General features: G+C 63.6%; 25 protein-coding genes. 15 read left to right on the top strand and 10 right to left on the bottom strand.

The window, feature by feature from the left end:
• The first annotated feature begins 7 nt into the window (after positions 1-7).
• Positions 8-1,111: a sigma-54 dependent transcriptional regulator gene (locus N8H74_RS13625; protein WP_217830868.1), complete on the top strand. Its 1,104-nt coding sequence runs from the start codon at positions 8-10 to the stop codon at positions 1,109-1,111.
• Here N8H74_RS13625 and N8H74_RS13620 read toward each other — a convergent pair.
• Positions 1,108-1,473 carry an antibiotic biosynthesis monooxygenase gene (locus tag N8H74_RS13620; protein WP_217830867.1) on the bottom strand — a complete coding sequence of 122 codons (366 nt, stop codon included), beginning with the start codon at positions 1,471-1,473 and terminating at the stop codon, positions 1,108-1,110. The genes N8H74_RS13625 and N8H74_RS13620 overlap by 4 nt on opposite strands.
• Before the next feature lie 90 nt (positions 1,474-1,563).
• On the opposite strand from N8H74_RS13620, the gene soxR reads away from it, so the two are divergent.
• The gene (gene soxR / locus N8H74_RS13615; RefSeq protein ID WP_262148143.1) at positions 1,564-2,031 is read left to right on the top strand and encodes a redox-sensitive transcriptional activator SoxR; all 468 of its coding nucleotides are present in this window, start codon (positions 1,564-1,566) and stop codon (positions 2,029-2,031) included.
• A 183-nt stretch (positions 2,032-2,214) separates the two neighbouring features.
• On the opposite strand, the gene N8H74_RS13610 is transcribed toward soxR, so the two are convergent.
• The 3 genes from N8H74_RS13610 to N8H74_RS13600 form a co-directional block, all read right to left on the bottom strand.
• Positions 2,215-2,985: a MetQ/NlpA family ABC transporter substrate-binding protein gene (locus N8H74_RS13610; RefSeq protein ID WP_262148141.1), complete on the bottom strand. Its 771-nt coding sequence runs from the start codon at positions 2,983-2,985 to the stop codon at positions 2,215-2,217.
• 71 nt (positions 2,986-3,056) lie between these two features.
• Positions 3,057-3,722, bottom strand: coding sequence for a methionine ABC transporter permease (locus N8H74_RS13605; protein ID WP_262148139.1), 666 nt, complete (start codon positions 3,720-3,722; stop codon positions 3,057-3,059).
• Between the two features lie 2 nt (positions 3,723-3,724).
• Positions 3,725-4,939, bottom strand: a complete 1,215-nt coding sequence (locus tag N8H74_RS13600) for an SfnB family sulfur acquisition oxidoreductase (RefSeq protein WP_262148137.1) — start codon at positions 4,937-4,939, stop codon at positions 3,725-3,727.
• A 277-nt stretch (positions 4,940-5,216) separates the two neighbouring features.
• On the opposite strand from N8H74_RS13600, the gene N8H74_RS13595 reads away from it, so the two are divergent.
• The 10 genes from N8H74_RS13595 to N8H74_RS13550 all read left to right on the top strand — a co-directional run bounded on the left by N8H74_RS13595 (position 5,217) and on the right by N8H74_RS13550 (position 13,123).
• Entirely contained in the window at positions 5,217-5,675 is a 459-nt protein-coding gene (locus N8H74_RS13595) for a VOC family protein (RefSeq protein WP_262148135.1), read from the top strand.
• A gap of 227 nt (positions 5,676-5,902) precedes the next feature.
• Positions 5,903-6,778, top strand: a complete 876-nt coding sequence (locus N8H74_RS13590; protein ID WP_217830861.1) for an alpha/beta hydrolase — start codon at positions 5,903-5,905, stop codon at positions 6,776-6,778.
• Positions 6,779-6,970: 192 nt separating this feature from the next.
• Positions 6,971-8,170, top strand: a complete 1,200-nt coding sequence (locus tag N8H74_RS13585; protein WP_262148133.1) for a PepSY domain-containing protein — start codon at positions 6,971-6,973, stop codon at positions 8,168-8,170.
• Complete coding sequence (locus N8H74_RS13580) at positions 8,167-8,709, top strand: thiamine pyrophosphate-binding protein (protein ID WP_262148131.1); 543 nt, start codon at positions 8,167-8,169, stop codon at positions 8,707-8,709. Before N8H74_RS13585 ends, N8H74_RS13580 begins: the two co-directional genes overlap by 4 nt.
• Entirely contained in the window at positions 8,706-9,041 is a 336-nt protein-coding gene (locus N8H74_RS13575; protein WP_217830858.1) for a hypothetical protein, read from the top strand. The genes N8H74_RS13580 and N8H74_RS13575 overlap by 4 nt, the downstream gene beginning before the upstream one ends.
• Positions 9,038-9,613, top strand: a complete 576-nt coding sequence (locus tag N8H74_RS13570; protein ID WP_262148128.1) for a DUF6162 family protein — start codon at positions 9,038-9,040, stop codon at positions 9,611-9,613. The genes N8H74_RS13575 and N8H74_RS13570 overlap by 4 nt, the downstream gene beginning before the upstream one ends.
• 35 nt (positions 9,614-9,648) lie before the next feature.
• Positions 9,649-10,578, top strand: coding sequence for a metal ABC transporter substrate-binding protein (locus tag N8H74_RS13565; RefSeq protein WP_217830856.1), 930 nt, complete (start codon positions 9,649-9,651; stop codon positions 10,576-10,578).
• The gene (locus N8H74_RS13560; RefSeq protein ID WP_262148126.1) at positions 10,575-11,318 is read left to right on the top strand and encodes a metal ABC transporter ATP-binding protein; all 744 of its coding nucleotides are present in this window, start codon (positions 10,575-10,577) and stop codon (positions 11,316-11,318) included. The genes N8H74_RS13565 and N8H74_RS13560 overlap by 4 nt, the downstream gene beginning before the upstream one ends.
• Complete coding sequence (locus N8H74_RS13555; RefSeq protein WP_262148125.1) at positions 11,318-12,217, top strand: metal ABC transporter permease; 900 nt, start codon at positions 11,318-11,320, stop codon at positions 12,215-12,217. The genes N8H74_RS13560 and N8H74_RS13555 overlap by 1 nt, the downstream gene beginning before the upstream one ends.
• The gene (locus N8H74_RS13550; RefSeq protein ID WP_262148123.1) at positions 12,218-13,123 is read left to right on the top strand and encodes a zinc ABC transporter substrate-binding protein; all 906 of its coding nucleotides are present in this window, start codon (positions 12,218-12,220) and stop codon (positions 13,121-13,123) included. It abuts the gene before it with no gap.
• Positions 13,124-13,236: 113 nt separating this feature from the next.
• Here the strand turns inward: N8H74_RS13550 and N8H74_RS13545 are convergent, their stop codons facing one another.
• From N8H74_RS13545 to N8H74_RS13525, 5 genes are all read right to left on the bottom strand, one after another.
• Positions 13,237-13,458: an MbtH family protein gene (locus N8H74_RS13545; RefSeq protein ID WP_217830853.1), complete on the bottom strand. Its 222-nt coding sequence runs from the start codon at positions 13,456-13,458 to the stop codon at positions 13,237-13,239.
• An 83-nt stretch (positions 13,459-13,541) separates the two neighbouring features.
• Complete coding sequence (locus N8H74_RS13540) at positions 13,542-14,954, bottom strand: aspartate aminotransferase family protein (RefSeq protein WP_262148120.1); 1,413 nt, start codon at positions 14,952-14,954, stop codon at positions 13,542-13,544.
• A gap of 142 nt (positions 14,955-15,096) precedes the next feature.
• Entirely contained in the window at positions 15,097-15,582 is a 486-nt protein-coding gene (locus tag N8H74_RS13535; protein WP_262148118.1) for a GNAT family N-acetyltransferase, read from the bottom strand.
• A 163-nt stretch (positions 15,583-15,745) separates the two neighbouring features.
• Positions 15,746-17,068, bottom strand: coding sequence for an ATP-binding protein (locus N8H74_RS13530; protein WP_217830850.1), 1,323 nt, complete (start codon positions 17,066-17,068; stop codon positions 15,746-15,748).
• Positions 17,068-17,748 (bottom strand): response regulator, encoded by a 681-nt coding sequence (locus tag N8H74_RS13525; protein WP_217830849.1) that lies wholly within the window; start codon positions 17,746-17,748, stop codon positions 17,068-17,070. Before N8H74_RS13525 ends, N8H74_RS13530 begins: the two co-directional genes overlap by 1 nt.
• 151 nt (positions 17,749-17,899) lie before the next feature.
• On the opposite strand from N8H74_RS13525, the gene dsbD reads away from it, so the two are divergent.
• The 3 genes from dsbD to dsbG are packed head-to-tail and all read left to right on the top strand — an operon-like array spanning position 17,900 to position 21,248.
• Complete coding sequence (gene dsbD, locus N8H74_RS13520) at positions 17,900-19,633, top strand: protein-disulfide reductase DsbD (RefSeq protein ID WP_262148115.1); 1,734 nt, start codon at positions 17,900-17,902, stop codon at positions 19,631-19,633.
• Positions 19,633-20,502 (top strand): TlpA disulfide reductase family protein, encoded by an 870-nt coding sequence (locus N8H74_RS13515; RefSeq protein WP_262148113.1) that lies wholly within the window; start codon positions 19,633-19,635, stop codon positions 20,500-20,502. The genes dsbD and N8H74_RS13515 overlap by 1 nt, the downstream gene beginning before the upstream one ends.
• Positions 20,478-21,248 (top strand): thiol:disulfide interchange protein DsbG, encoded by a 771-nt coding sequence (gene dsbG, locus N8H74_RS13510; RefSeq protein WP_262148111.1) that lies wholly within the window; start codon positions 20,478-20,480, stop codon positions 21,246-21,248. Before N8H74_RS13515 ends, dsbG begins: the two co-directional genes overlap by 25 nt.
• Positions 21,249-21,290: 42 nt before the next feature.
• Here dsbG and N8H74_RS13505 read toward each other — a convergent pair whose 3' ends face one another.
• Positions 21,291-22,106 (bottom strand): alpha/beta fold hydrolase, encoded by an 816-nt coding sequence (locus N8H74_RS13505; RefSeq protein ID WP_262148109.1) that lies wholly within the window; start codon positions 22,104-22,106, stop codon positions 21,291-21,293.
• Between the last annotated feature and the right edge of the window lie 106 nt (positions 22,107-22,212).

Raw genomic sequence — 22,212 nt, 5'->3', positions numbered from 1 at the left:
GAGCCCCATGCAACTGCTGACCCTACCGCCTTCACCGGCCCTGGCCACATCGATCCGGGCCACTGCCCAGGTCTTCGAAGATCCGAAATCCCAGGCGTTGCTCGCGCATTTGCAACAGGTGGCACCGAGTGAAGCCAGCGTGCTGATTATCGGTGAGACCGGCACCGGCAAAGAGCTGGTGGCGCGGCATATCCATAACCTCAGCAACCGCCGCAACCGCCCGTTCATCGCGGTCAACTGCGGCGCATTCTCCGAATCGCTGGTGGAAGCAGAACTGTTCGGCCATGAAAAAGGTGCCTTCACCGGTGCCCTCAGCGCCAAGGCCGGCTGGTTCGAGGAAGCGGATGGCGGCACGCTGTTTCTCGATGAGATCGGCGATTTGCCGATGGCGATCCAGGTGAAACTGCTGCGGGTGTTGCAGGAGCGCGAAGTGGTGCGCCTCGGTTCGCGCAAGAGCATTCCCATCGATGTGCGGGTGCTGGCGGCGACCAACGTGCAACTGGAGAAAGCCATCAATGCCGGGCATTTCCGCGAGGATCTGTATTACCGGGTGAACGTGGTCAATCTGGATTTGAGTCCGCTGCGCGAGCGCCCCGGCGACATCCTGCCGCTGACCCGGCACTTCATCGAAGCCTACAGCCAGCGCCTGGGTTATGGCCGCGTCACCATCAGCCCCGGTGCCGAACACAAGCTGCGTGGCTACGGTTGGCCGGGCAACATTCGCGAACTGGAAAACGTCATCCATCACACCCTGCTGATTTGCCGCAACGGGGTGATCGAGCGTGACGACCTGCGCCTGTCGAACCTGCGCATCGACCGTCCCGACGATCAGCAGACAACCGCCGACGACTCACCGGAAGCGCTGCTGGAACGGGCCTTCCATAAACTTTTCGAACAACAGGCCGGCGCACTGCACGAAAAGGTCGAGGACGCGCTGTTGCGTTCCGCCTATCGCTTTTGCCACTACAACCAGGTTCACACCGCCGCCCTGCTCGGCCTGAGCCGCAACGTCACCCGCACCCGTCTGATCAAGATCGGCGAGTTGGCGGTGAACAAGCGGCGCGCCACGGAAAACCTGCAAGGCGAGCGGCTGATCCAGTTGTCGATCTAGCCGACCAATTGGCAGTGCAAACCATCGTCGTGACTGCGGGCGATGCTGGACAGCACCTGGAATGAACCGAAGGTCACCGTTCGGGCCTGATGGGCGCGGATCAACTGCCAGAAATCCTGTTCGCCGCTTTCAAAACTCTGAAACGCCGCCTCCCCCGCCTCGCGGGACCGCCATTGCAGAAAGCTCAGCACCCGCCGGCCATCGTCGCTGGCCTGGACGCTGGCGCTGACAAAACCGGGATAACGCTGGGCGAGGTGTTCGGCCTGCACCGACAGGGCCGAAACCAGGGCCGGTTGCTGGCTGGGCTGGATCTCGAATTCGATCAGTTGGCTGAAGCTGCTGTTTTTCACGGGTGCTTGCATGACGTCCCCACTCGGTCAGGCGAATCTTGCGATTCGAAGGCCTGCAGGGTAAAACCTCGAGTTAACTAGAGGTCAAGGGGCAATTTGCAAATGATCAGCGCGAAAAATGTGCACAAGCAACTGACCGTCGGCGAAGTCGCGGCCCGCAGCGGCGTCGCGGTCTCCGCTCTGCACTTCTATGAAGCCAAGGGTTTGATCAAGAGCCAGCGCAACGCCGGCAACCAGCGACGCTATCCACGGGAAGTGCTGCGGCGAGTGGCGTTGATCAAAGTGGCGCAACGGCTGGGCATTCCGCTGGCGGAGATTGGCGAGGCGCTCAAGCAGTTGCCGGACAACCGTGCGCCGACAGCGGCGGACTGGAAGGTGCTGTCGGAAAAGTGGAGTCGGGAACTGGATGAACGGATCAGTCAATTGATGTTGTTGCGCGACCGGCTCAATGGCTGCATCGGTTGCGGCTGCCTGTCGATGGAGGCATGCCCGCTGCGCAATCAGGGCGATGTGCTGGGCGAGAAAGGGCCGGGGGCGCATTTTCTTGAAGCCGGTGCCGATCCGAAATAGCGGCGTGGCCTTCGCAGACAAGCCCGCTTCCACATTGAAAGGAGTTGCTGTTGTGGGAGTGGGCTTGCCCACGAAGGCGACCGAATGAGATCACCCAGGCAACTGCTCCCACAGGAAATCTGTGGGAGCAATTGTCTGGGCCATGCCTCTCCCGCGAAGGGGCCGCTCCGGTTGCCGCAGGAATCAGAACCCTGGCGCAATCTGCCCCTTGTAGCGAGTCAGGATGAACTGCCGCACCTCATCGGAGTTCAACGCCTTGGCCAGTTTCTGCACGCCCGGATTATTGATGTTGTCCGGCCGCGCCACGAGGAACTCGATGTACAGGCTCTTGCCCTTCTCGACGATCAACGCGCTGTTGGTGTCGATCCCGGCTTCCAGCGCGTAATTGGCGAACACGAACGCCAGATCCACCTGGCTCACCGAACGCGCCAGCAGCGCACCTTCCAGCTCACGGATTTTCAGGTGTCTGGGGTTTTCCACGATGTCGCGCTGGGTGGCGAGGGTGTTGCTCGGGTCCTTGAGCTTGATCAGCCCGGCCTCGTGCAACAGCACCAGGGCACGACCGGTGTTCACCGGATCGTTGGGAATCGACACGCTGGCGCCGTCCTTGAGCTCCGAGATGTTCTTGATTCTGGTCGAGTAGGCGCCGAACGGCTCGATGTGTACGCCGACCACCGGCACCAGATCGGTGTGGCGGGTCTTGTTGAAGTCATCGAGAAACGGACGGTACTGGTAATAGTTGGCGTCGAGGTTTTTCAGCGCCAGTTGCTGGTTGGGCTGAATGAAGTCGGTGAACACCTTGATGTCCAGATCCACGCCTTCCTTGGCCAGGGTCGGTTTGACGAACTCGAGGATTTCCGCGTGTGGCACCGGCGTGGCGCCGACGGTGAGTTTTTCGTTGGCGTGGGCGCCCATCGAGAGGATGGCGGCCAGTACGGCCAGGGTCTTTTTCATGTTGTACTCCAAGGCAGATATCAATGGCCGTCGTGGGGTGGACGTGGGGCCTTGTGGTTGTTGAATGTTTTTCAGCGGCGGCTGTAACGCACCACCAGACGGTCACCGGTCATTTGCAGGGCCTGCACCAGAATCAGCAGCAACACCACGGTGACCACCATCACGTCGGTCTGAAACCGTTGATAGCCGTAGCGGATCGCCAGATCGCCGAGTCCGCCGCCACCGATCACGCCAGCCATCGCCGTGTAATCCACCAGTACGATGGCCGTCACGGTCACCGCCGCCAGCAACCCGCCCCGGGCTTCCGGCAACAGCGTGTGGCGGATGATCTGCCAGGTGTTGGCGCCCATGGCCTGGGTCGCCTCGACCACGCCGCGATCGACTTCGCGCAGCGCGGTTTCCACCAGGCGCGCGAAGAACGGCGTGCAACCCACCACCAGCGGCGGAATGGTGCCCGGCACGCCCAGCGAAGTGCCGACCAGCAAGGTGGTCAGCGGAATCAGCACGATCAGCAAAATGATGAACGGCAGCGAACGCAGCATGTTCACGATCACCGACAGCACCCGATACACACCGACCGCCTCATGCAACTGACGCTTGCCGGTGAGAAACAGCAGCAGCCCCAGAGGCAATCCCAGAAGCACCGTGAACAGCAGCGCGGCGCCGAGCATGCTCAGGGTGTCGAGGCAGGCCCGGGCGATGTCGGCCCAGTAAATGTGCTTGAACCAGTCGGCCATGATCACGACCAGTCGTGGCGCGGCGGCTTGATGCCGTTGAGCAGCCAGTTGCCGACGACGTGGTACTTCCAGCGCACCGGGTCATGCAGGGTATGCACCCGGGCGTTGCGCCAGTGACGGTCGAAGTTATGTTTTTTCAGGGTCGAGCGCGTGCCGCCGAGTTCGAACAGTTTGTTGCTGGCCTCGATGGCGATTTCCGTGGTCAGCACTTTCGCCTTGGCCACGGCCAGTGACGCGAGGGCGACATTGTCTTCATCCGGCGCCGGACGCGCGGCATCCAGTGCCCGGCCGGCCCGTTCGAGCAAGGCTTCGGCAGCCTCCAGCCGAATTTCCAGAGCGCCGATCTGAATGATCGTCAGCGGATCTTCGCTGGCCTTGTCCACCCCGGCATCGATCCATGGCCGGGCGAACTGACGGACGAATTCGACCGTATCGCGCAGCGCGGCCCGGGCGATGCCGGCGTCGATGGCGGCGGTGGTCAACTGGGCGAACGGCCCGGCCAGGGTCGGGCTTTCATAGGAGCGGTAAGTGGGGAACAGATTGAACGGCGCCACTTGCAGATTCTCCGCCAGCACCGTGCCGCTGGACGTGGTGCGCTGGCCGATGCTGTCCCAGTCATCGACGATCACCAAGCCCTGGGTGCCGCGCTCGACGAACGCCAACTGGCCCTTCTGCTCCTCGTCCAGCGCCAGCACCGCCAGCCAGTGCGCGTAGAGCGAACCGGTGCAGTAACCCTTGCGCCCATTGATGACGTAGCCATCGCCATAGCGGCGGATGGTCGCCTGAATGTCCTGCACGTTCTTGCCGCCGGCTTCCGACAGCGCATTGGCGAAGCGATGGCCTTGCAGCGCCAGCTGGAAAAAGTGCGCCTGCTGCGCGGGGGTGCCTTGCAGGCGGATGTCTTCGAGCAGGCAATAGTGGTTTTGCGGGATTTGCCCGAGGGACGGATCGGCGGCGGAAATGATCGCGATCACCTGCGCCAGCACAGCGTAGGACACCTGCGCCCCGCCAAACTCTTGCGGCACGCTGATGCCCCACAGGCCGCTGTTGGAATACAGATCAACGATCTCGGCCGGCACTTCGCGGTGGCGGTCACGCTCGCCGGCGTGCTCCTGCAAAACGGCGGCGACCTGGGCCGCCACGCGCAAGGCTTCGGCGTCGTCGGCGATCCGGTGGGCGGACGGCGGGTTGATCGGATAAACGGCAGATTCAGACATGCAAGACTCTCGGTATCGGTGTTGTACCCAGGTATTGCAGCTTCTGTGCCTGCCCTGTCAGCCCGCATATTTCCTGGCTTTCAGAGGGTTTCCGAGTGATCCACGACGTCTGGAGCCGGGCATTCTGTTGCTTCACTGTCGATGGCTGAACAGTGCCAGGACTGCTCGTCGGGGAGTCGGTCGGGGCGGCACCAGAGGCCTATAGTTGACCGACCGGACATCTGGTCACGCCAGACCGTCCATCATCGTTTGCATAATAAAAAGCAGGGAGAACGTCATGAGCGTCAAACCCATTCCCGAGGGGTATCACAGCATTACCCCGTATCTCGGCATCCATAAGGCCGCCGAGGCCATCGACTTCTACAAGAAAGCCTTCGGTGCCACCGAAGTCATGCGCCTGGCCATGCCCGACGGCGGCATCGGCCACGCCGAGCTGCGCATCGGCGACTGCGCGATCATGCTCGGCTCGCCGTGCGACCAGGGACCGTTGAGCAACCCGGACAATAGAGTGTCGGTCGGCTTGCATCTGTACGTGACCGATGTCGATAAATCCTTCCAGCGCGCCCTCGACGCCGGGGCCACCACGGTGTCGGAGGTCAAGGATCAGTTTTATGGCGACCGCAGCGGGACGTTGAAAGATCCGTACGGGCACCTGTGGTTTCTTGCCACGCGCAAGGAGGATCTGACGCAAGAGCAGATCGAGCAGCGGGCGCGGGAGATGTTTCAGCAGGGGTGAGATTTTCAGGGTCTGAACAGGCGTATTCGCGGGCGAGCCCGCCCCCACAGTGGAATGCGTTGCTTTTGTGGGAGCAGGCTTGCCCGCGAAGGCGCCCGAACAGGCTGTGAACGTGATGGGTTCTACACACTTCATGAACAACCGCACCACACTTCACGCCTTGTCATGAACGCCGGGCGCTTTCAGGATGCAGCTCACCAGAATCCCCCCTGAAAAAGGATCAGCCGATGTTTGCCGGATTTCGCAAAGACCAGCGTCACGTCAACGGCGTGGACATCGCCTATCGCCTCGGCGGCAGCGGCCCGGGCCTGCTGCTGTTGCACGGGCACCCGCAGACTCACGTCATCTGGCACAAGATCGCCGGGCAACTGGCCGAACATTTCACCGTGGTCGCCGCTGACCTGCGCGGGTATGGCGACAGCGGCCGGCCGCCGGCGGATGAGCAGCACGGCAACTATTCGAAGCGTGAAATGGCCCGTGACGGCGTGGAATTGATGAAAGCCCTGGGCTTCGAACAGTTTTCGATCCTCGCCCACGACCGTGGCGCCCGGGTCGCCCATCGCCTGGCCCTCGACCACCCGGCGGAGGTACAGCGCATGGTGCTGCTGGACATCGCGCCGACCCTGGCGATGTACGCCCAGACCAACGAAGCCTTCGCCCGTGCCTACTGGCACTGGTTTTTCCTGATCCGCCCGGCACCGCTGCCGGAAACCCTGATCGAGGCCGATCCCGAAGCCTACCTGCGCAGCGTGATGGGCAGCCGCAGCGCCGGACTCAAGCCGTTCACCGACGAGGCATTCGGCGAGTACCTGCGCTGCCTCGAACGGCCGGGCAGCGCCCGGGGGATCTGCGAGGATTACCGCGCCAGCGCCGGCATCGATCTGGAACACGACCGCGCCGACATCGCGGCCAACCGTCATCTGACCCTGCCGCTGCTGGTACTGTGGGGCGCCGAAGGCACGGTCGGACGCTGTTTCGACCCACTCAAGGAGTGGCGTCAGGTGGCCGGGGATGTGCGCGGCCAGGCGTTGCCTTCGGGGCATTACATTGCCGAGGAAGTGCCTGAGCTGTTGCTGGCCGAAGCGCTGCCCTTTTTGCGCTGATCCCGCCCCGCTCCCCCAAAGGCAGTCGCGAAACATTTACTTTCATATCCTTTATCGGGATTTGCTTCGGTCATCCGTCTTATAGAGATGCGGGCCGGTCGCGTAGGCAAAAGCCACGACCGGCCCTTTCAGGACTCCTGCGCTGCGAAGCCCGTAGCCGCGAGCCCTTTCTCTGAATCAAGACGTTCAATCATGTCGAAGAAATCCCGCTCGAAACTGTGGTTCCTGGTGCATAGCTGGCTGGCATTGCCGATCTGGTTCTTTGTCCTGATCGTCTGCGTCACCGGCACCCTGGCGGTGGTCAGCCAGGAAATCGTCTGGCTGGCGAACCCGCAAACCCGCGCCAGCGCGCCATCGGACGATGCGCCGCGCCTGGGTTACGACCAGATCCTCACCGCGATCAGACAGGCCGAACCGCAACTGCTCGTCGACCGCATCAGTCGTCCCGACGAATCACACTTTGCACTGGAGGTGGGCGTCAACCACCCCGACGGGCGCTCATCGACGATCTACGTCAACCCGTACACCGGAAAAATCCAGGGCACCGCGCCGGACTTCGATTTCAGCGCCTTCACCCGCGCGCTGCATGGCTGGTGGCTGGTGCCCTTCACCAACGGCTACAGCTGGGGCTGGTATCTGGTGTCGATCCTCGGTTTGCCGATGCTGGCCTCGCTGGTCACCGGGCTGGTGGTCTACAAGCGGTTCTGGAAAGGCTTCCTGCGCCCGACCCTGCGCCTGCGCCACGGCGCGCGGATCTTCTGGGGGGATTTCCATCGCCTGAGCGGCATCTGGTCGATCTGGTTCATTGCGGTGATTTCCATCACCGGCACCTGGTTCCTGATCCAGGCCCTGCTGGCTGACAACCACATTTCCATTTCCAGTGAGCCGATCATTCCGGCGATGACCCGCGAAAGCGTGCCGCTGTCGGCCGATGGCGCGCCACCGCCACGGGTCGGCCTGGATCGCGCCATCGAACTGGCGCAGCAACGCATCCCCGGACTGGAGGCCAGTTCGCTGTTCCTGCCGGGCAACGCCTACAGCCACCTGAGCATCCGGGGCCGTGGCTGGTATCCGCTGATGCTGCAGAGCGCCACGCTCAACCCATACAGCGGTGAAGTGGCCGCCCTGCGGTTGCTTTCCGACCGCACCTCCCTGGAGTTCGTCACCGAGTCCATGCGTCCGCTGCACACCGGGGATTTCGGCGGGTTGTGGATCAAGCTGATCTGGTTCTTCTTCGGTCTGCTGCTGAGCATGATGGTCCTCAGCGGGCTGTTGATCTGGACCAAACGCACCGCGCTGGCCACCGCCAACGCCCTCAAGCGCGAAGACAAGAAAACCCGTGCCAGGGCACAACCGGTCATCAGCCGCGAGCCGTCGGAGGTCAACCCATGAGCAAATCTGCAATGGCCGTGCAACCGTCCCGGCTGAGTCAGCTCTGGCACAAATGGCGCTTTCACATCAACGTCCTGCTGTTGCTGATCCCGCTGGGCTTCATGCCCAAATACTTCTCCGACCAGGCGCTGTTTCGCGGCGACAGCGGTCTGGGCGAGCGCGAGATCGGCGAAGTCCAGGTCGGCCCCTGGAGCCTGCGTCTGGCGGAGTTTCGCAACCTGCCGCCACAGCCCGACGGTGCCGCCGGCTATCTGAAAGGCTTCAGCGCCGCCCTCTGCGATACCTGTATCGAACCGGTCAAGGCCACCTACCTGCGCATCGGCAAGCCACGCAGCCTGCGCGCCGCCGGCTCGCTGTTCTTCGGCACGCCTTACAGCATGGGCACGCAGTTGCCCGTCCCGGAAAAGACCAAAGCCGACGCCGAACTGTGGATCACCATGGAAGGCTGGGACGGCAGCATGCATCAGGCCTCGATCCCCCTGAGCCAGGCGTCCCCCGCGACGGTTGCCTGGCTGAACAAACAAGGAGCCAAACAATGAACCCTGCCCTGCGCCCTTCGCGCCTGAGCGCCGTATTGCTGGTGCTCTGCGCCGGCTTCAGCGCCAGCGCCCTGGCCCACAACCCGATGTGCGAATGCAAGGCGATCGACGCCGAACAGATCAAATGCACCGGCGGCTTCTCCGACGGCAGCGGCGCACCGGGGGTGACCCTCGATGTGATCGGCTACGACGAAACCATCCTCGTGCCGGGCAAGCTCGGCGCCGATTCGACCCTGACCTTCAAGAAGCCCGGCGCCGAGTTCTACGTGCTGTTCGACGCCGGCCCCGGCCATGTGGTGGAAATCGACCAAGCGGACATCGAAGCGCCATGAGCACACCGACCACCCAAGTCGTTCGCCCGGCCGGTGCCGGTCATGAAACCCTCAACGTCCTGCTGCTGTGCCTGCTGATTCTCGCGGTCGCCGGCTCCGTGGTGGCCTGGCGCGGGGTGTCCCATGAGCCGGAGCCGGTGTCCAGCCATCAACTCGACGCCCGCCGCGACCTCAGCGCCGCCGAGCAAGGCATCTATGCCGACCTGCGGGTCACCCTCGACGAAATCCGCCTGCTGCGCGAAGAGCAGCAAACCCTGCCAACCCCGCAGAACCTCGCCGACGAAGGCTTTGCCCCGTTCGCCCAGGACGCCAGCTCGGTGAGCCGTGGCGGTCATGCCTGGCAGTTGCTCGCTCAGAGCACCTATTTCGGCCAGAGCCAGGCCCCCGCCGTGGCCGGTTCGTTCGTGATGCGCCTGAGTGCCGATGCCAACGCCGGGCCGGACATCTGGCTCAACCGCAACGCCGACCTGAAAGCGCCTGCGGATCTGTCCGATGCCGCGCTGTCCGCCGCCGGCTGGAAACAGATCGTCGCGCAATACGATGCCGGGGTGACCCGCGAACATCGCCATTGATCCATCGCCCTCATTCGAGAGAAGACCGTTCGCCCATGTCCAACTCATCTCAACGCCGCTCCTTCCTGCGCCTGCTGCTGATCGGCCTATGCGCGTCCCTGCTCAGCCCGCTGGTCAGCGCCGATCCGGCCAAACGCCTGCGCATCGGCATCACCCTGCATCCGTATTACAGCTATGTGGCGAACATCGTCGGTGACAAGGCCGACGTGGTGCCGCTGATCCCCGCCGGTTTCAACCCGCATGCCTACGAGCCTCGCGCCGAAGACATCAAGCGCATCAGTGGCCTGGACGTGATCGTGCTCAACGGTGTCGGCCATGACGACTTCGCCGACCGCATGATCGCCGCCAGCGAAACGCCGGACATCAAGACCATCGAAGCCAACGAAAACGTGCCACTGCTGGCCGCCACCGGGGTCGCCGCGCGCGGGGCCGGCAAAGTGGTCAACCCGCACACGTTCCTGTCGATCAGCGCCTCGATTGCCCAGGTCAACAACATTGCCCGGGAACTGGGCAAGCTCGACCCGGACAACGCCAAGACCTACACCCAGAACGCCCGCGCCTACGGCAAACGCCTGCGGCAGATGCGCGCCGATGCGCTGGCCAAACTGACCCAGGCGCCCAACGCCGAACTGCGGGTCGCCACGGTCCACGCCGCCTACGACTATCTGCTGCGCGAATTCGGCCTGGAAGTGACCGCCGTGGTCGAGCCGGCCCACGGCATCGAACCGAGCCCGAGCCAGTTGAAGAAAACCATCGACCAGTTGCGCGAACTGGACGTGAAAGTGATTTTCTCCGAGATGGACTTCCCGTCGACCTACGTCGACACCATCCAGCGCGAGTCCGGGGTCAAGCTGTACCCGCTGTCACACATTTCCTACGGCGAATACACCGCCGACAAATACGAAAAGGAAATGACCGGCAACCTCAACACCGTTGTGCGGGCCATTCAGGAGTCGGGCGCATGACCGCACAAGAAAACCTGTCGGTGGCCCGCTGCGGCCCGACCCTGGACTTCAACGAGGTCAGCCTGACCCTTGGCCGCACCACAATCCTCGACAAGGTCACCTTCCAGGTGCAGCCCGGCAGCGTGCATGCGCTGGTCGGCCCCAACGGTGGCGGCAAGAGTTCGCTGATCAAGACGCTGCTCGGGCAGATGCCGCATCAGGGCCGCCTCAGCCTGCAATGGCCCGGCGAACCCGGCACCATCGGTTATGTGCCGCAAGCACTGGAATTCGATCGCGGCCTGCCGATGACCGTCGACGACTTCATGGCTGCCATGTGCCAGCGTCGTCCAGCCTTCCTCGGCGTGAGCAAACACTACGCCGGGGCCATCGGCGAAGCGCTGGAGCGGGTCGGCATGCAGGACAAGCGCAAACGGCGCATGGGCGCATTGTCCGGTGGCGAGCGCCAGCGGGTGTTGCTCGCCCAGGGCCTGATTCCGGCCCCGCAACTGCTGGTGCTGGACGAGCCGATGTCGGCCCTCGATGAAGCCGGAATCCAGGTGTTCGAACGCCTGCTCGGTGACTGGCGCGCGGCCGGCATCACCGTCCTGTGGATCGAGCATGATCTGGAGGCCGTCGGACGCCTGGCGAACCGGGTCACCGGTCTCAACCGCCGCGTGCTGTTCGATGCCACGCCGCAGCAGGCGCTGACCCCGGAACGTCTGCTGACCCTGTTCTCGACCCATCCACGGAGCGCTGTCTGATGAGTTATGAAGCCTTTCGCCTGATGATCCAGGGCTGGGCCTCCTCCGGTTATCTGCCGGAAGCCCTGGCCTACGGTTTTGTGGTCAACGCGCTGCTCGCCGGTCTGTTGATCGGCCCGGTGCTCGGTGGTCTTGGCACGCTGGTGGTGGTCAAGCGCTTTGCTTTCTTCTCCGAAGCCGTCGGCCACGCGGCGCTGACCGGCGTCGCCATCGGCATCCTGCTCGGCGAACCCTACACCGGGCCGTATGGCAGCCTGTTCGGCTACTGCCTGCTGTTCGGCATTCTGCTCAACTACCTGCGCAACCGCACCGGGCTGGCGCCGGACACGCTGATCGGGGTGTTCTTGTCGGTATCGCTGGCGCTGGGGGCGAGTCTGCTGCTGATCCTCGCCGGCAAGATCAACGTACACATTCTCGAGAACGTGCTGTTCGGCTCGGTACTGACGGTCAACGGCAACGATCTGGCGGTGCTGGCGATTGTCGGCTCCTTGGTGATGGCCCTGGCCCTGCCGCTGTACAACCGCATCATGCTCGCCAGTTTCAACCCGCAACTGGCGGCCGTGCGCGGGGTCGCGGTGAAGGCGCTGGATTACCTGTTCGTGATTCTGGTGACCCTGATCACCGTTGCGGCGGTGAAAGTCATCGGCGCCATTCTGGTCGGCGCCCTGCTGGTGATTCCGGCCGCCGCCGCCCGTTTGCTCAGCCAGTCGCTCAAGGGTTTCTTCTGGTGTGCGGTGCTGATCGCCACGGTCAGTACCCTGTGCGGGATTCTGGCGCCGATCGTCTTCGATCTGCCGATTCCGTCCGGCGCCGCGATCATCCTGGTCGCCGGTATCGCCTTCGCCCTCGCCGCCATTGCCCGGGGCGTCGTCCCCAGCCTGAAAGGGAATCTAGGATAAATGTCTTTTTCACTGCGCCAACTGACCCTGGCCATCGCCCTGTGCGGCATGGCCTCCACCCCGGTGCTGGCCGCCGAAACCGCGAAACCGCTGCATGTGCTGGCCTCGTTGCCGATCACCTACGGCCTGGGTGAAGTGCTGCTCAAGGGCACCACGGTCAACCTTGAACGTGCCGCACCGGCGAACCTGCCGGGCAGTCGGCAATCCGCTTATTTCACCGGTCGCGGCGCCCCGGCGCTGGGCAAACTGGCGAACGAGGCCGATGCGGTGATCGGCGTGCGCTCGCTGTGGGCCGACGATCCGTTGTACCCGATGGCCCGCCGCAGCAACATCCGCATCGTCGAAGTCGACGCTGCCCGCCCGGTGGACGGCGCCCTGCCGGGCATCGCCGTGCAGCCGGGGTTGAAGGTCGATGGCCTGAACAGCCAACCGTGGCTGGCGAGCAACAACATGGGGCGCATGGCCGATGTGATGGCGGCGGATCTGGTGCGCCTGGCGCCCCAGGACAAACCGAAGATCGAGGCCAACCTGGCGGCGCTGAAACAGCGTCTGCTGAAACTCAGCGCTGATAGCGAGGCTCGTCTGGCGAGCGCCGACAATCTGAGCGTGATGAGCCTGAGCGATCATTTCGGCTACCTGATCGGCAGCCTTAATCTGGAGCTGGCCGGCCAGGACCCGCGCCCGGATGCAGAGTGGACGCCGGAGGATCTGAAAAAACTGACGGCGACCCTCAAGGACAACGACGTGGCGCTGGTACTGCATCATCGCCAGCCCTCCGAGGCGGTGAAGGCGGCCATTGCCGAATCGGGCAGTCGCCTGCTGGTGTTGAGTACCGATGCCGAAGACCCGGTGGCGGAACTGGAAGGCAACGTGGATCTGCTGCTCAAGGGCTTGAGCGGCGCCTAGTTACACCGCAATCCCGGGCTCGCCAACGAGCCCGGCTCAGGCCACACAAAGCCCGGACATGAAAAAACCCGCTGACCGTCACCGGTCCAGCGGGTTTCTTTTTGCCGGTCGACTCAGTGAGCCGCCTGGCCTTCCATTTTCTGACGCAGGCTCAACGGACGCATGTCGGTCCAGACTTCTTCGATGTAGGCCAGGCATTCCTTTTTCAGGCCGCTCTTGCCCACGGTGCGCCAGCCTTCCGGCACGGCTTTGTAATCCGGCCAGATCGAGTACTGCTCTTCGTGGTTGACCACGACCTGAAAGAGGATGTCCTCGCGGTCGAATACTGACGTCATGCTGTGTCTCCATCGCTGTAAGGGTGGGCTGCGCACGGGGCGCAGCCGGGTATGTAGAAAGAACGTTCGGCGCGGTGAAAAATTTACAGGCCGGCGGTCGCCGCGACCAACGCCCGGCCAAAAATCTCGGCCACGCGGTCGATTTCGGCGGCGGTGATCACCAGCGGCGGCAGGAAACGCACCACCGCGCCATGCCGCCCGCCGAGTTCGAGGATCAGGCCGCGCTTGAGGCATTCGCGCTGCACCAGCGGCGCCAGACGCGCGAAGGCCGGTGGATGTCCCAGGGCATCCGGGGTGCCGCTCGGGTCGACCAGTTCGACCCCCAGCATCAGGCCGCGACCACGGATGTCGCCCAGTTGCGGGAAGTCCCGTTGCAGGATGTGCAGGTGCTCGCTCAGGCGTTCGCCCATGGCGGCGGCGTGCTCGCAGACCTTGTGCTCGACCAGATAACGCATCACGGCGGAGCCGGCAGCCATCGCCATCTGGTTGCCACGGAACGTACCGGCGTGGGCGCCCGGCTGCCATTTGTCGAGCCACTCGCGATAGACCACCACTGCCAGCGGCAGGCTGCCGCCGATGGCTTTGGACAGCACCACCACGTCCGGGATGATCCCGGCGTGCTCGAAGGCAAACATCTTGCCGGTGCGGGCGAAACCGCTCTGGATCTCATCGACGATCAGTGCCACGCCGGCCTTCTCGGTGATCCGGCGCAAGCCGCGCAGCCACTCGACGTCCGCCGGGATCACACCGCCCTCGCCCTGCACCGCTTCGACGATCACCGCCGCTGGCAATTGCACACCGGCTTCAGGGTCGTTGAGCAGGTTGTCCAGATAGCTCAGGTTGGCTTTCACCCCCGCCGCGCCACCGAGGCCGAACGGGCAGCGGTAATCGTATGGATACGGCATGAACTGCACGCCGTTGCTGAGCAAGGCGCCCAACGGTTTCTTCGGCCCCAGGCTGCCCATCAGGCTCAACGCGCCCTGGCTCATGCCGTGGTAACCGCCGGAGAACGACAGCACGGTGCTGCGGCCGGTAGCGGTACGCACCAGTTTCAGCGCGGCTTCTACGGCATCGGTGCCGGTCGGGCCGCAGAACTGGATTTTCGCTTCACTGGCCAGCTCGGCAGGCAGCAGGCCGAACAGATCCTGGACGAACTGATCCTTCACTGGCGTGGTCAGGTCGAGGGTGTGCAGCGGCAGCTCATCGCTGAGCACCTGCTGAATCGCCTCGATCACCACCGGATGGTTATGCCCCAGCGCCAGGGTGCCGGCACCGGCCAGGCAGTCGATGAAGCGGCGGCCCTCGACGTCCTCGACATACAGCCCCTTGGCGCGCTTGAGCGCCAGCGGAATACGTCGCGGATAGCTGCGGGCGTTGGACTCCTGCTGACTCTGGCGAGCGAGCAATGGCGATTCGTTGAACTGATACAGGGTTTCCGCCGGCTCGGAGGCGACCCGGGCCGAAGACTCTTCGATAAGGCTGGTGGCGACTGACATCTCTCGACCCCTCAATACGCTATGGATAGTGACCAAAACTGCACACCGCACAGGTGCGCGGTCCGGTTCCGGGGCGCACATGCAGGTTTTCCTGTTCTGGAAACGCTTGAGTCGGGCGAGGATTTACACCCTTGATCGCGTGTCAGGCTGAAGCGGCCAGCGGTTTGTGCATGGGAAAGGTCTGCATCCCGCGCTGCGTCAGGGGTTGCGCCGATTCGCGGTAGCCCAGGCGTCGGTAGAATGCCGCGCCGCTGCGGGTGCTGTTGAGATGGACGCCAGCCGTGCCGCGAATCCGCAGCCAGCCCTCGAGATCGGCCATCAGCGCCCGCCCGGCACCGCGCCGGCACCACTCCGGCTGGACGTGACAGAAGGTGATGTCACCGTTGGCCGCCGCCATGCCGGCACCAATCGGTTTGTCGTGCAGCAGCGCAATGTTCAGATAGCGGCGCGGATCGGCCAGCCAGGCGTGGATATGGTCGCAGGATTGCTGCGCCAGCCAGGGGATGACAAGGCGTGCGTCGTTACGGTGATCGAGTACACAACCGATGCGGATCGAGCGCTCGACAATCCGCTGGATGATGCTGGCGTCGGCCGCAGTGGCCGGGCAAATGTAGATGGGTGCTTCCATGGCGCAGGTCCCTCAATCCATTGAGTCAAGGCTGCCCAGACCTTAGCCTCGTGGTCGGTGGATGGCTATCGCTGATAGGTTACATTTGATGTGCCGATGACCTTCGCCTCACCCAAACGTGGGAGCGGGCAAGCCCGGCTCGCACATGAGGAAGTGAGCGGACTTACACAGGCTGCAACGGCATCGTCAGCTCGACCCGCAGGCCATCCGGACGGCTGTCGAAATGCAGGGTGCAAGCGCAGCGCTGGACGATGGCCTGGACGATCGCCAGGCCGAGGCCGCAACCGGTGCTCTGACCGTTGCGCCAGAAGCGTTGGGTCAGGTGCTGCAAATCATCGGCGGCGATGCCCGGCCCGTGGTCGCGCACCACGAAGCGCACGCGGTTGCCGGTGGTTTCCAGGCTCAGGTCCACTGCACCGTCCCCCGGGGTGTGGCGCAAGGCGTTGTCGAGCAGGTTGCGCAACGCCGCAATCGACAGCACCGCCGGCATTTGCAGCGGCGCGGCGGACAACACGTTCGGCACATGCAGTTTGATCCGCTGCCGCTCGCCGCCCGCCGCGTCCTGAATCGCCAGTTTCGCCACTTGCTCGGCGCTGCACTGCACGCCGTCGTCGAACGACAGACTGCCTTCCACCCGCGCCAGCAACAGCAATTGTTCAAGGGTCCGGTGCAAGCGATCGGCACCTTCTTCGGCGCGGGCCAGGGACTGATCCCGGGCACTGCCTTCGGTCATGCGCGCCACTTGCAGGTGGGTCTTGATCGCGGTCAGCGGGCTGCGCAGTTCGTGGGCGGCGTCACCGGTCAGGCGCCGCTCGCGCTCGATGGTCTTGCCGATGCGCTGGAACAATTGATTCTGGGTGTCGAGCAACGGTTTCAGTTCGCTCGGAAATGACTGGATCTGCAACGGTTCCAGCGAGTCGGCATTGCGTCGCATCAAGGCTTCACGCAAGCGGTTGAGCGGCGCCAGGCCCTGGCCGATGCCCAGCCACAGCAGGCACAGACAACCCAGCAACGCCACGCCGACCGGCACCGACGCCGCCAGCAGAATCGACATGTTCAGGGCTTCGCGCTCGATCTGCCGATCCGCCGTGGTGATCCGCACATCGCCCCGGGCCAGGGTAAAACTGCGCCACGGCGCACCGTCGATCATCTGATCGTGGAAGCCCATTTTCTCGGCTTCCAGCGCCTGTTCGGGATTATTGTGGCTGCGGGCCAGAATCTCGCCGCGCAGGGAACTGACCTGACAGGCCATGCCCCCGGGAATGTTCAGTTGTTCGGCACTGAAGTGAGTGCCCTCGCCCTTGCTCGGCAGGGTCGGCAGTTGCTCGAGCAGGCCAGCGACCATTCGCGCCGACGCCACCAGACGCTGGTCGAGGGAAAACATCATCTGATTGCGCAGATCGCTGAGCATCCAGGCTGCCGCCAAGGCCCAGATCAGCGCGAACGCGGCGCCGAGGGTCAGGCTCAGGCGCAGACGCAGACTCATCACTTGTCTTGTTCTCCGCCATCGGCCGGGCCGAGGCGATAGCCCAGGCCCCGGACGGTTTCCACAATGCCTTTGCCGAGCTTGCTGCGCAGGTGGTGGATATGCACGTTGAGTGCGTTGCTCTCCAGTTCGTCGTTGAATCCGTAGACGCTGTCCTTCAGTTGCTCGGTGGACAACACCCGGCCACGGTTGTGCAGCAAGGCCTGCAACAGTGATTGCTCACGTCGCGACAGGTCCACCGGTTGCCCGGCCAGGGTGGTTTCGCGGCTGCTCGGGTCGTACGTCAGCGCGCCGTGCTCGATCAGGTTGACGCTACGCCCGGCGACCCGCCGCAACAGAGTTTGCAGACGGGCGAACAGTTCGCGCAGATCGAACGGCTTGAGCAGGTAGTCGTCGGCACCGGCCTGCAGACCGTCGACGCGATCGGTGACCGCATCCCGCGCGGTGAGGATCAGCACCGGAATTTCCAGGCCCTGATGGCGCAACTGCTGCAACAGCTTCAGACCGTCTTCGTCCGGCAGGCCGAGATCCAGCACCATCACGTCGAATTCGGCGACTTTGAGCATCGCTCGCGCCTTGGACGCAGTGTTGACGTGCTCCACGGTCAACCCCTGGGCCGTCAGTCCTGCGACAATGCCGCTGGCGATCAACTCATCGTCTTCGCAAACCAATACGTGCATGCTGAGTCCCGTTGAAAAGTGCTGATTAGGCCGCCGGCCGATTAAGCCGACATTATGCCCCGAACGCCGCACCGACAAGGGCGTCACGGTTAATCATCGGTTAATCGCCGCCGCCCATTGTGCTCCTCACTTACAGGGACAAGGTTTTTCCATGCGTCACTTCTTTTTATTGTTTGCACTGTTGATCTCGGGTCTGGCCCAGGCAGGAAATGACCCGTTTGCGACGAAACCGGACTTTCTACCGGTCGACAAGGCGTTCGTCCTGACCTCGGAACGTCTGGAATCCGGCGAAAACCAGCTGTTCTGGCAGATCGCCGACGGCTATTACCTGTATCAGAAACGCCTGAAATTCGATGGCCTGGCGGCGGAAAACGCGCCGGCGCTGCCCGAAGGCGAATCCCACAGCGACGAGTTTTTCGGTGAACAACCGGTCTATCGCCAAGGCCTGGAAGTGAAGATCCCGGCGGCGGCCAGCGGACAGATCAAGGTCACTTATCAGGGCTGCGCCGACGCCGGCCTGTGTTATCCACCGCAAACCCGGGTCATCGACCTGGGCGGCAAGGCGCCGACCGCAGCGGGTGCGCAAGCACCGGATCAAGCCCTTGCCAGCAGCCTGCAACAGCGGGCGCTGGGCTGGAGCCTGCTGGTGTTCTTCGGCCTCGGCCTGTTACTGGCGTTTACCCCCTGCTCGCTACCGATGCTGCCGATTCTCGCCGGGATGATTGTCGGCAGCGGTGCCACCCCGCGACGCGGTTTCGCCCTGGCCAGCAGCTATGTGATCTGCATGGCGCTGGTCTACGCAGCGATGGGGGTGATTGCGGCATTGCTGGGGGCCAATCTTCAGGCGTGGTTGCAGAACCCATGGCTGCTCGGTGCCTTCGCGGCGATCTTCGTGGTGCTGGCGCTGCCGATGTTCGGTTTCTTCGAACTGCAACTGCCGGTGGCGCTGCGTGACCGACTGGAACACGCCTCGCGCAGCCGCAGCGGCGGCAGTCTGATCGGCGCCGGAGTGCTGGGTGCGCTGTCGGGGTTGCTGGTCGGGCCGTGCATGACCGCCCCGCTGGCCGGCGCCCTGCTCTACATCGCACAAAGCGGCAATGCGCTGCACGGTGGTCTGATCCTGTTTGCCCTGGGCATCGGCATTGGCGTGCCGCTGCTGTTGCTGGTAACTGTCGGCAATCGCTTCCTGCCCAAGCCCGGTGCGTGGATGAACCTGCTCAAAGGCGTATTCGGCTTCCTGTTCCTCGCCACCGCGCTGCTGATGTTGCGCCCGGTACTCAATCCTTCGCTGTGGCTGGGCCTGTGCGGTGCGCTGTTGTTGATCGCCGCCTACAGTGCCTGGAAACAATCGGAAGGTTTTGGCCGCGTCGCCCAACTATTCGGCGCGAGCTCGCTACTGCTCGGTCTGTGGGGCAGTCTGCTGGTGGTGGGTGCGGCGGGTGGCAGCGACGATCCGTATCAGCCGTTGCAGGTCTACAGCGCCGGCCGTAGCGCAACTGCCGTGCCGAATGCTCATGAGGCCTTCACCACGATCAACGACCCTGCGGCCCTGCAACGCGAACTCGACGCGGCGAAAGCCCAGGGCCAGTGGGTCTTGCTCGATTACTACGCCGACTGGTGCGTGTCGTGCAAAGTCATGGAAAAACAGGTGTTCGGCCAGCCGCGCGTGATGCAGGCCCTGAGCGATGTGCGCTTGCTCCGACTCGATGTCACCGCCGACAATGCCGCCAGCCGCGAGCTGCTCGGTCGTTATAAAGTGCCGGGGCCGCCGAGTTTCGTCTGGATCGGCGGCGACGGCGAAGAACGCCGCAGCCAGCGCATCACCGGCGAAGTCGATGCCGATACGTTCCTGCAACGCTGGACCACCACCCGAGACGCCCGTTAATGCTGACCTTCACCCTCGGCACCTTTGCCATCGCGCTCAACCACCTGCTGCTGATCAGTGCGCTGGCGCTGGCGACATTGGTCGGCTGGCGGGTCGCCAAGCGTGGCGGCGATAACCCCGAGTCGGCGCTGTTCAGCCTGTTCCTGCTTGGCCTGCTGGCGGCGCGCATCGCGTTTGTCGCCGTGTATTGGGGCCATTACCGCGCCGATCCGTGGCAGATCATCGATCTGCGCGACGGCGGTTTCCTCGCCTGGCCGGGGGTGATCGTGCTGCTGCTCGCGGCGCTGTATCGCGGCTGGCGGCGGCCGGGGTTGCGCCGACCACTGGGTTTCGGCGTGGTCAGCGGCGTGGCGTTCTGGGTGTTGGCGACGCTGTCGTTGAGCATTTATGAACAAGGCACACGCCTGCCGGACATCGCCCTGCGCAATGCCGCCGGGGAAACCGTGAAACTCTCCGACTATCAGGGCGGCCCGTTGGTGATCAATCTGTGGGCGACCTGGTGCCCGCCGTGCCGACGCGAAATGCCGGTGCTGGAAAACGCCCAGCAGCAGCGCCCGGACCTGACCTTCCTGTTCGTCAATCAGGCCGAAAGCATGCAAAGCGTCGCGACCTTTCTTGAAACCCAGGGCCTGAGCCTGTCCAACGTGCTGTTCGATCGCAGCGGACGCCTGGGTCAGGCCGTGGGCTCCATGGCTCTGCCAACCACCCTCTTTTACAGCCCCGATGGACGCCTGTTGGGCAGTCATCTGGGCGAGCTGTCGAACGCCAGTCTGGCCCGCGCTCTGGAAAACTTCGACACCCTCACTCCGAACGCCGCACCGGCCACCTCTGCAAGGAAACTCCCATGCCCCGCCTCCGCCACCTGCTGACGCTGACCCTGGGCGCTGCCCTGCTGCACTTGCCGTCGCTGCAGGCCGCTGAAGAATTGCCTGAAGCGATCAAGAAGATCGAAGCCAAGGGCGCAAAAATCGTCGGCCAGTTCGACGCTCCCGACGGTCTGCGCGGTTACGCGGCGCAGTACCAGAATCGCGGCATGGCGTTGTACCTGACCCCGGACGGCAAGCATGTATTGCTGGGCAATCTGTACGACGAGGCCGGCAGTGACCTGAGCAGCGCACCGCTGGAAAAACTGGTCTATGCACCGATGGCCAAGGAGATCTGGGCCAAGTTCGAAGCAAGCAACTGGATTCAGGACGGTGACAAAAATGCGCCGCGCACGGTGTACCTGTTCAGCGACCCGAACTGCCCGTACTGCAACATGTTCTGGGAACAGGCCCGCCCATGGATCAAGGCCGGCAAGGTGCAACTGCGCCACATCATGGTCGGCATCATCCGCGAAGACAGCCCGGCCAAGGCCGCTGCGCTGATGGCGGCCAAGGACCCGGCCAAAGCGCTGGAAGAACACGAGAAGGCCGGCAAGGGCAGTTCGCTGAAAGCCCTGAAAGACATTCCGAAGGCAGTGCAGACTCACCTTGCGGCGAACATGCAGTTAATGCAGGACCTGGAGCTGGAAGCGACCCCGGCGATCTTCTATCTGGACGACAAGGGTGGGCTGCAACAACAGCAAGGCGCGCCGACACCGGACAAACTGGTGAAAATTCTCGGACCCAAGTAAGCAAAAGATCGCAGCCAAGGCTGCGATCTTTTTTCATGCTCGCTACCTGTGGCGCTGCCCCAGGAAGGCCTTCAGCACCTCGGTGACAAACTCAGGGTTCTCCAGATTGGAGATGTGCCCCGCCTCCGGCACCAGCACGCACGGACAGCCGATCAGCTCGGCCATTTCCTGCGCCTCCGACGATGGCCGTGGCTTGTCCTGATCGCCGCAGACCACCAGGGTGGTCGCCGCATTCAATTCGCCCAGACGCGGCAGCAGGTCATCGCGACCGAAGGTGATCCGCCCCATCGGCACGATGCTTTCGCGCAAACGTTCCGGCGAGTATCCCGCCAGTTTCGCGCGAAAATCCTGGTACAGCGCCGACTGCTTGTCGATGCCCGGCCGGAAGAAAATCGGCACCACGATGTCCAGCAGTTGCTCGGAGATTTCACCGCTGTCTTCGATCTGCTTGAACAGCGAGAAGTAATACTGGCGAGTCGGCTCCGGCTCGACGCCGACGTAGGTGTCCATCAGCACCAGGCCGTTGAGCCGCTGCGCGGCCGACAGCGCCAGGCGCACGCCCCACATGCCACCGACCGACAGTCCGACCAGGGTGACCCGGTCGATGTCCAGATGATCGAGCAAGGCCAGGGCCTGGCGGGCGATGTCATCCAGCGACGTGGTGCCTTCGGGCAAACGTCCGGACTCGCCGTGGCCCCACAAATCCAGCGCAATCACCCGATAGTGCGGCGACAACGCAGCGATCTGCGGCGCCCACATCGCCTGATCCCAGAGATAACTGCCGGCCAGCAAGACTGCCGGGCCAGCGCCTTGATCGGTGTAATGCAGGGCTTGTCCGTCTACCGTGAAAAAGGGCATTGATCACCTCCGTGGAAAAAGAGAACCGGCAGACTGAGCTGCCGGTGTCTGATCGTCAACCGGGGAAATGTACGGGAATGTACAAGACAGATTGAAGGTGTCTGGT

The organism is Pseudomonas sp. B2M1-30, from assembly GCF_025447575.1.
GTDB lineage: Bacteria > Pseudomonadota > Gammaproteobacteria > Pseudomonadales > Pseudomonadaceae > Aquipseudomonas > Aquipseudomonas botevensis.
This window is presented reverse-complemented; position numbering and strand designations above follow the sequence as displayed.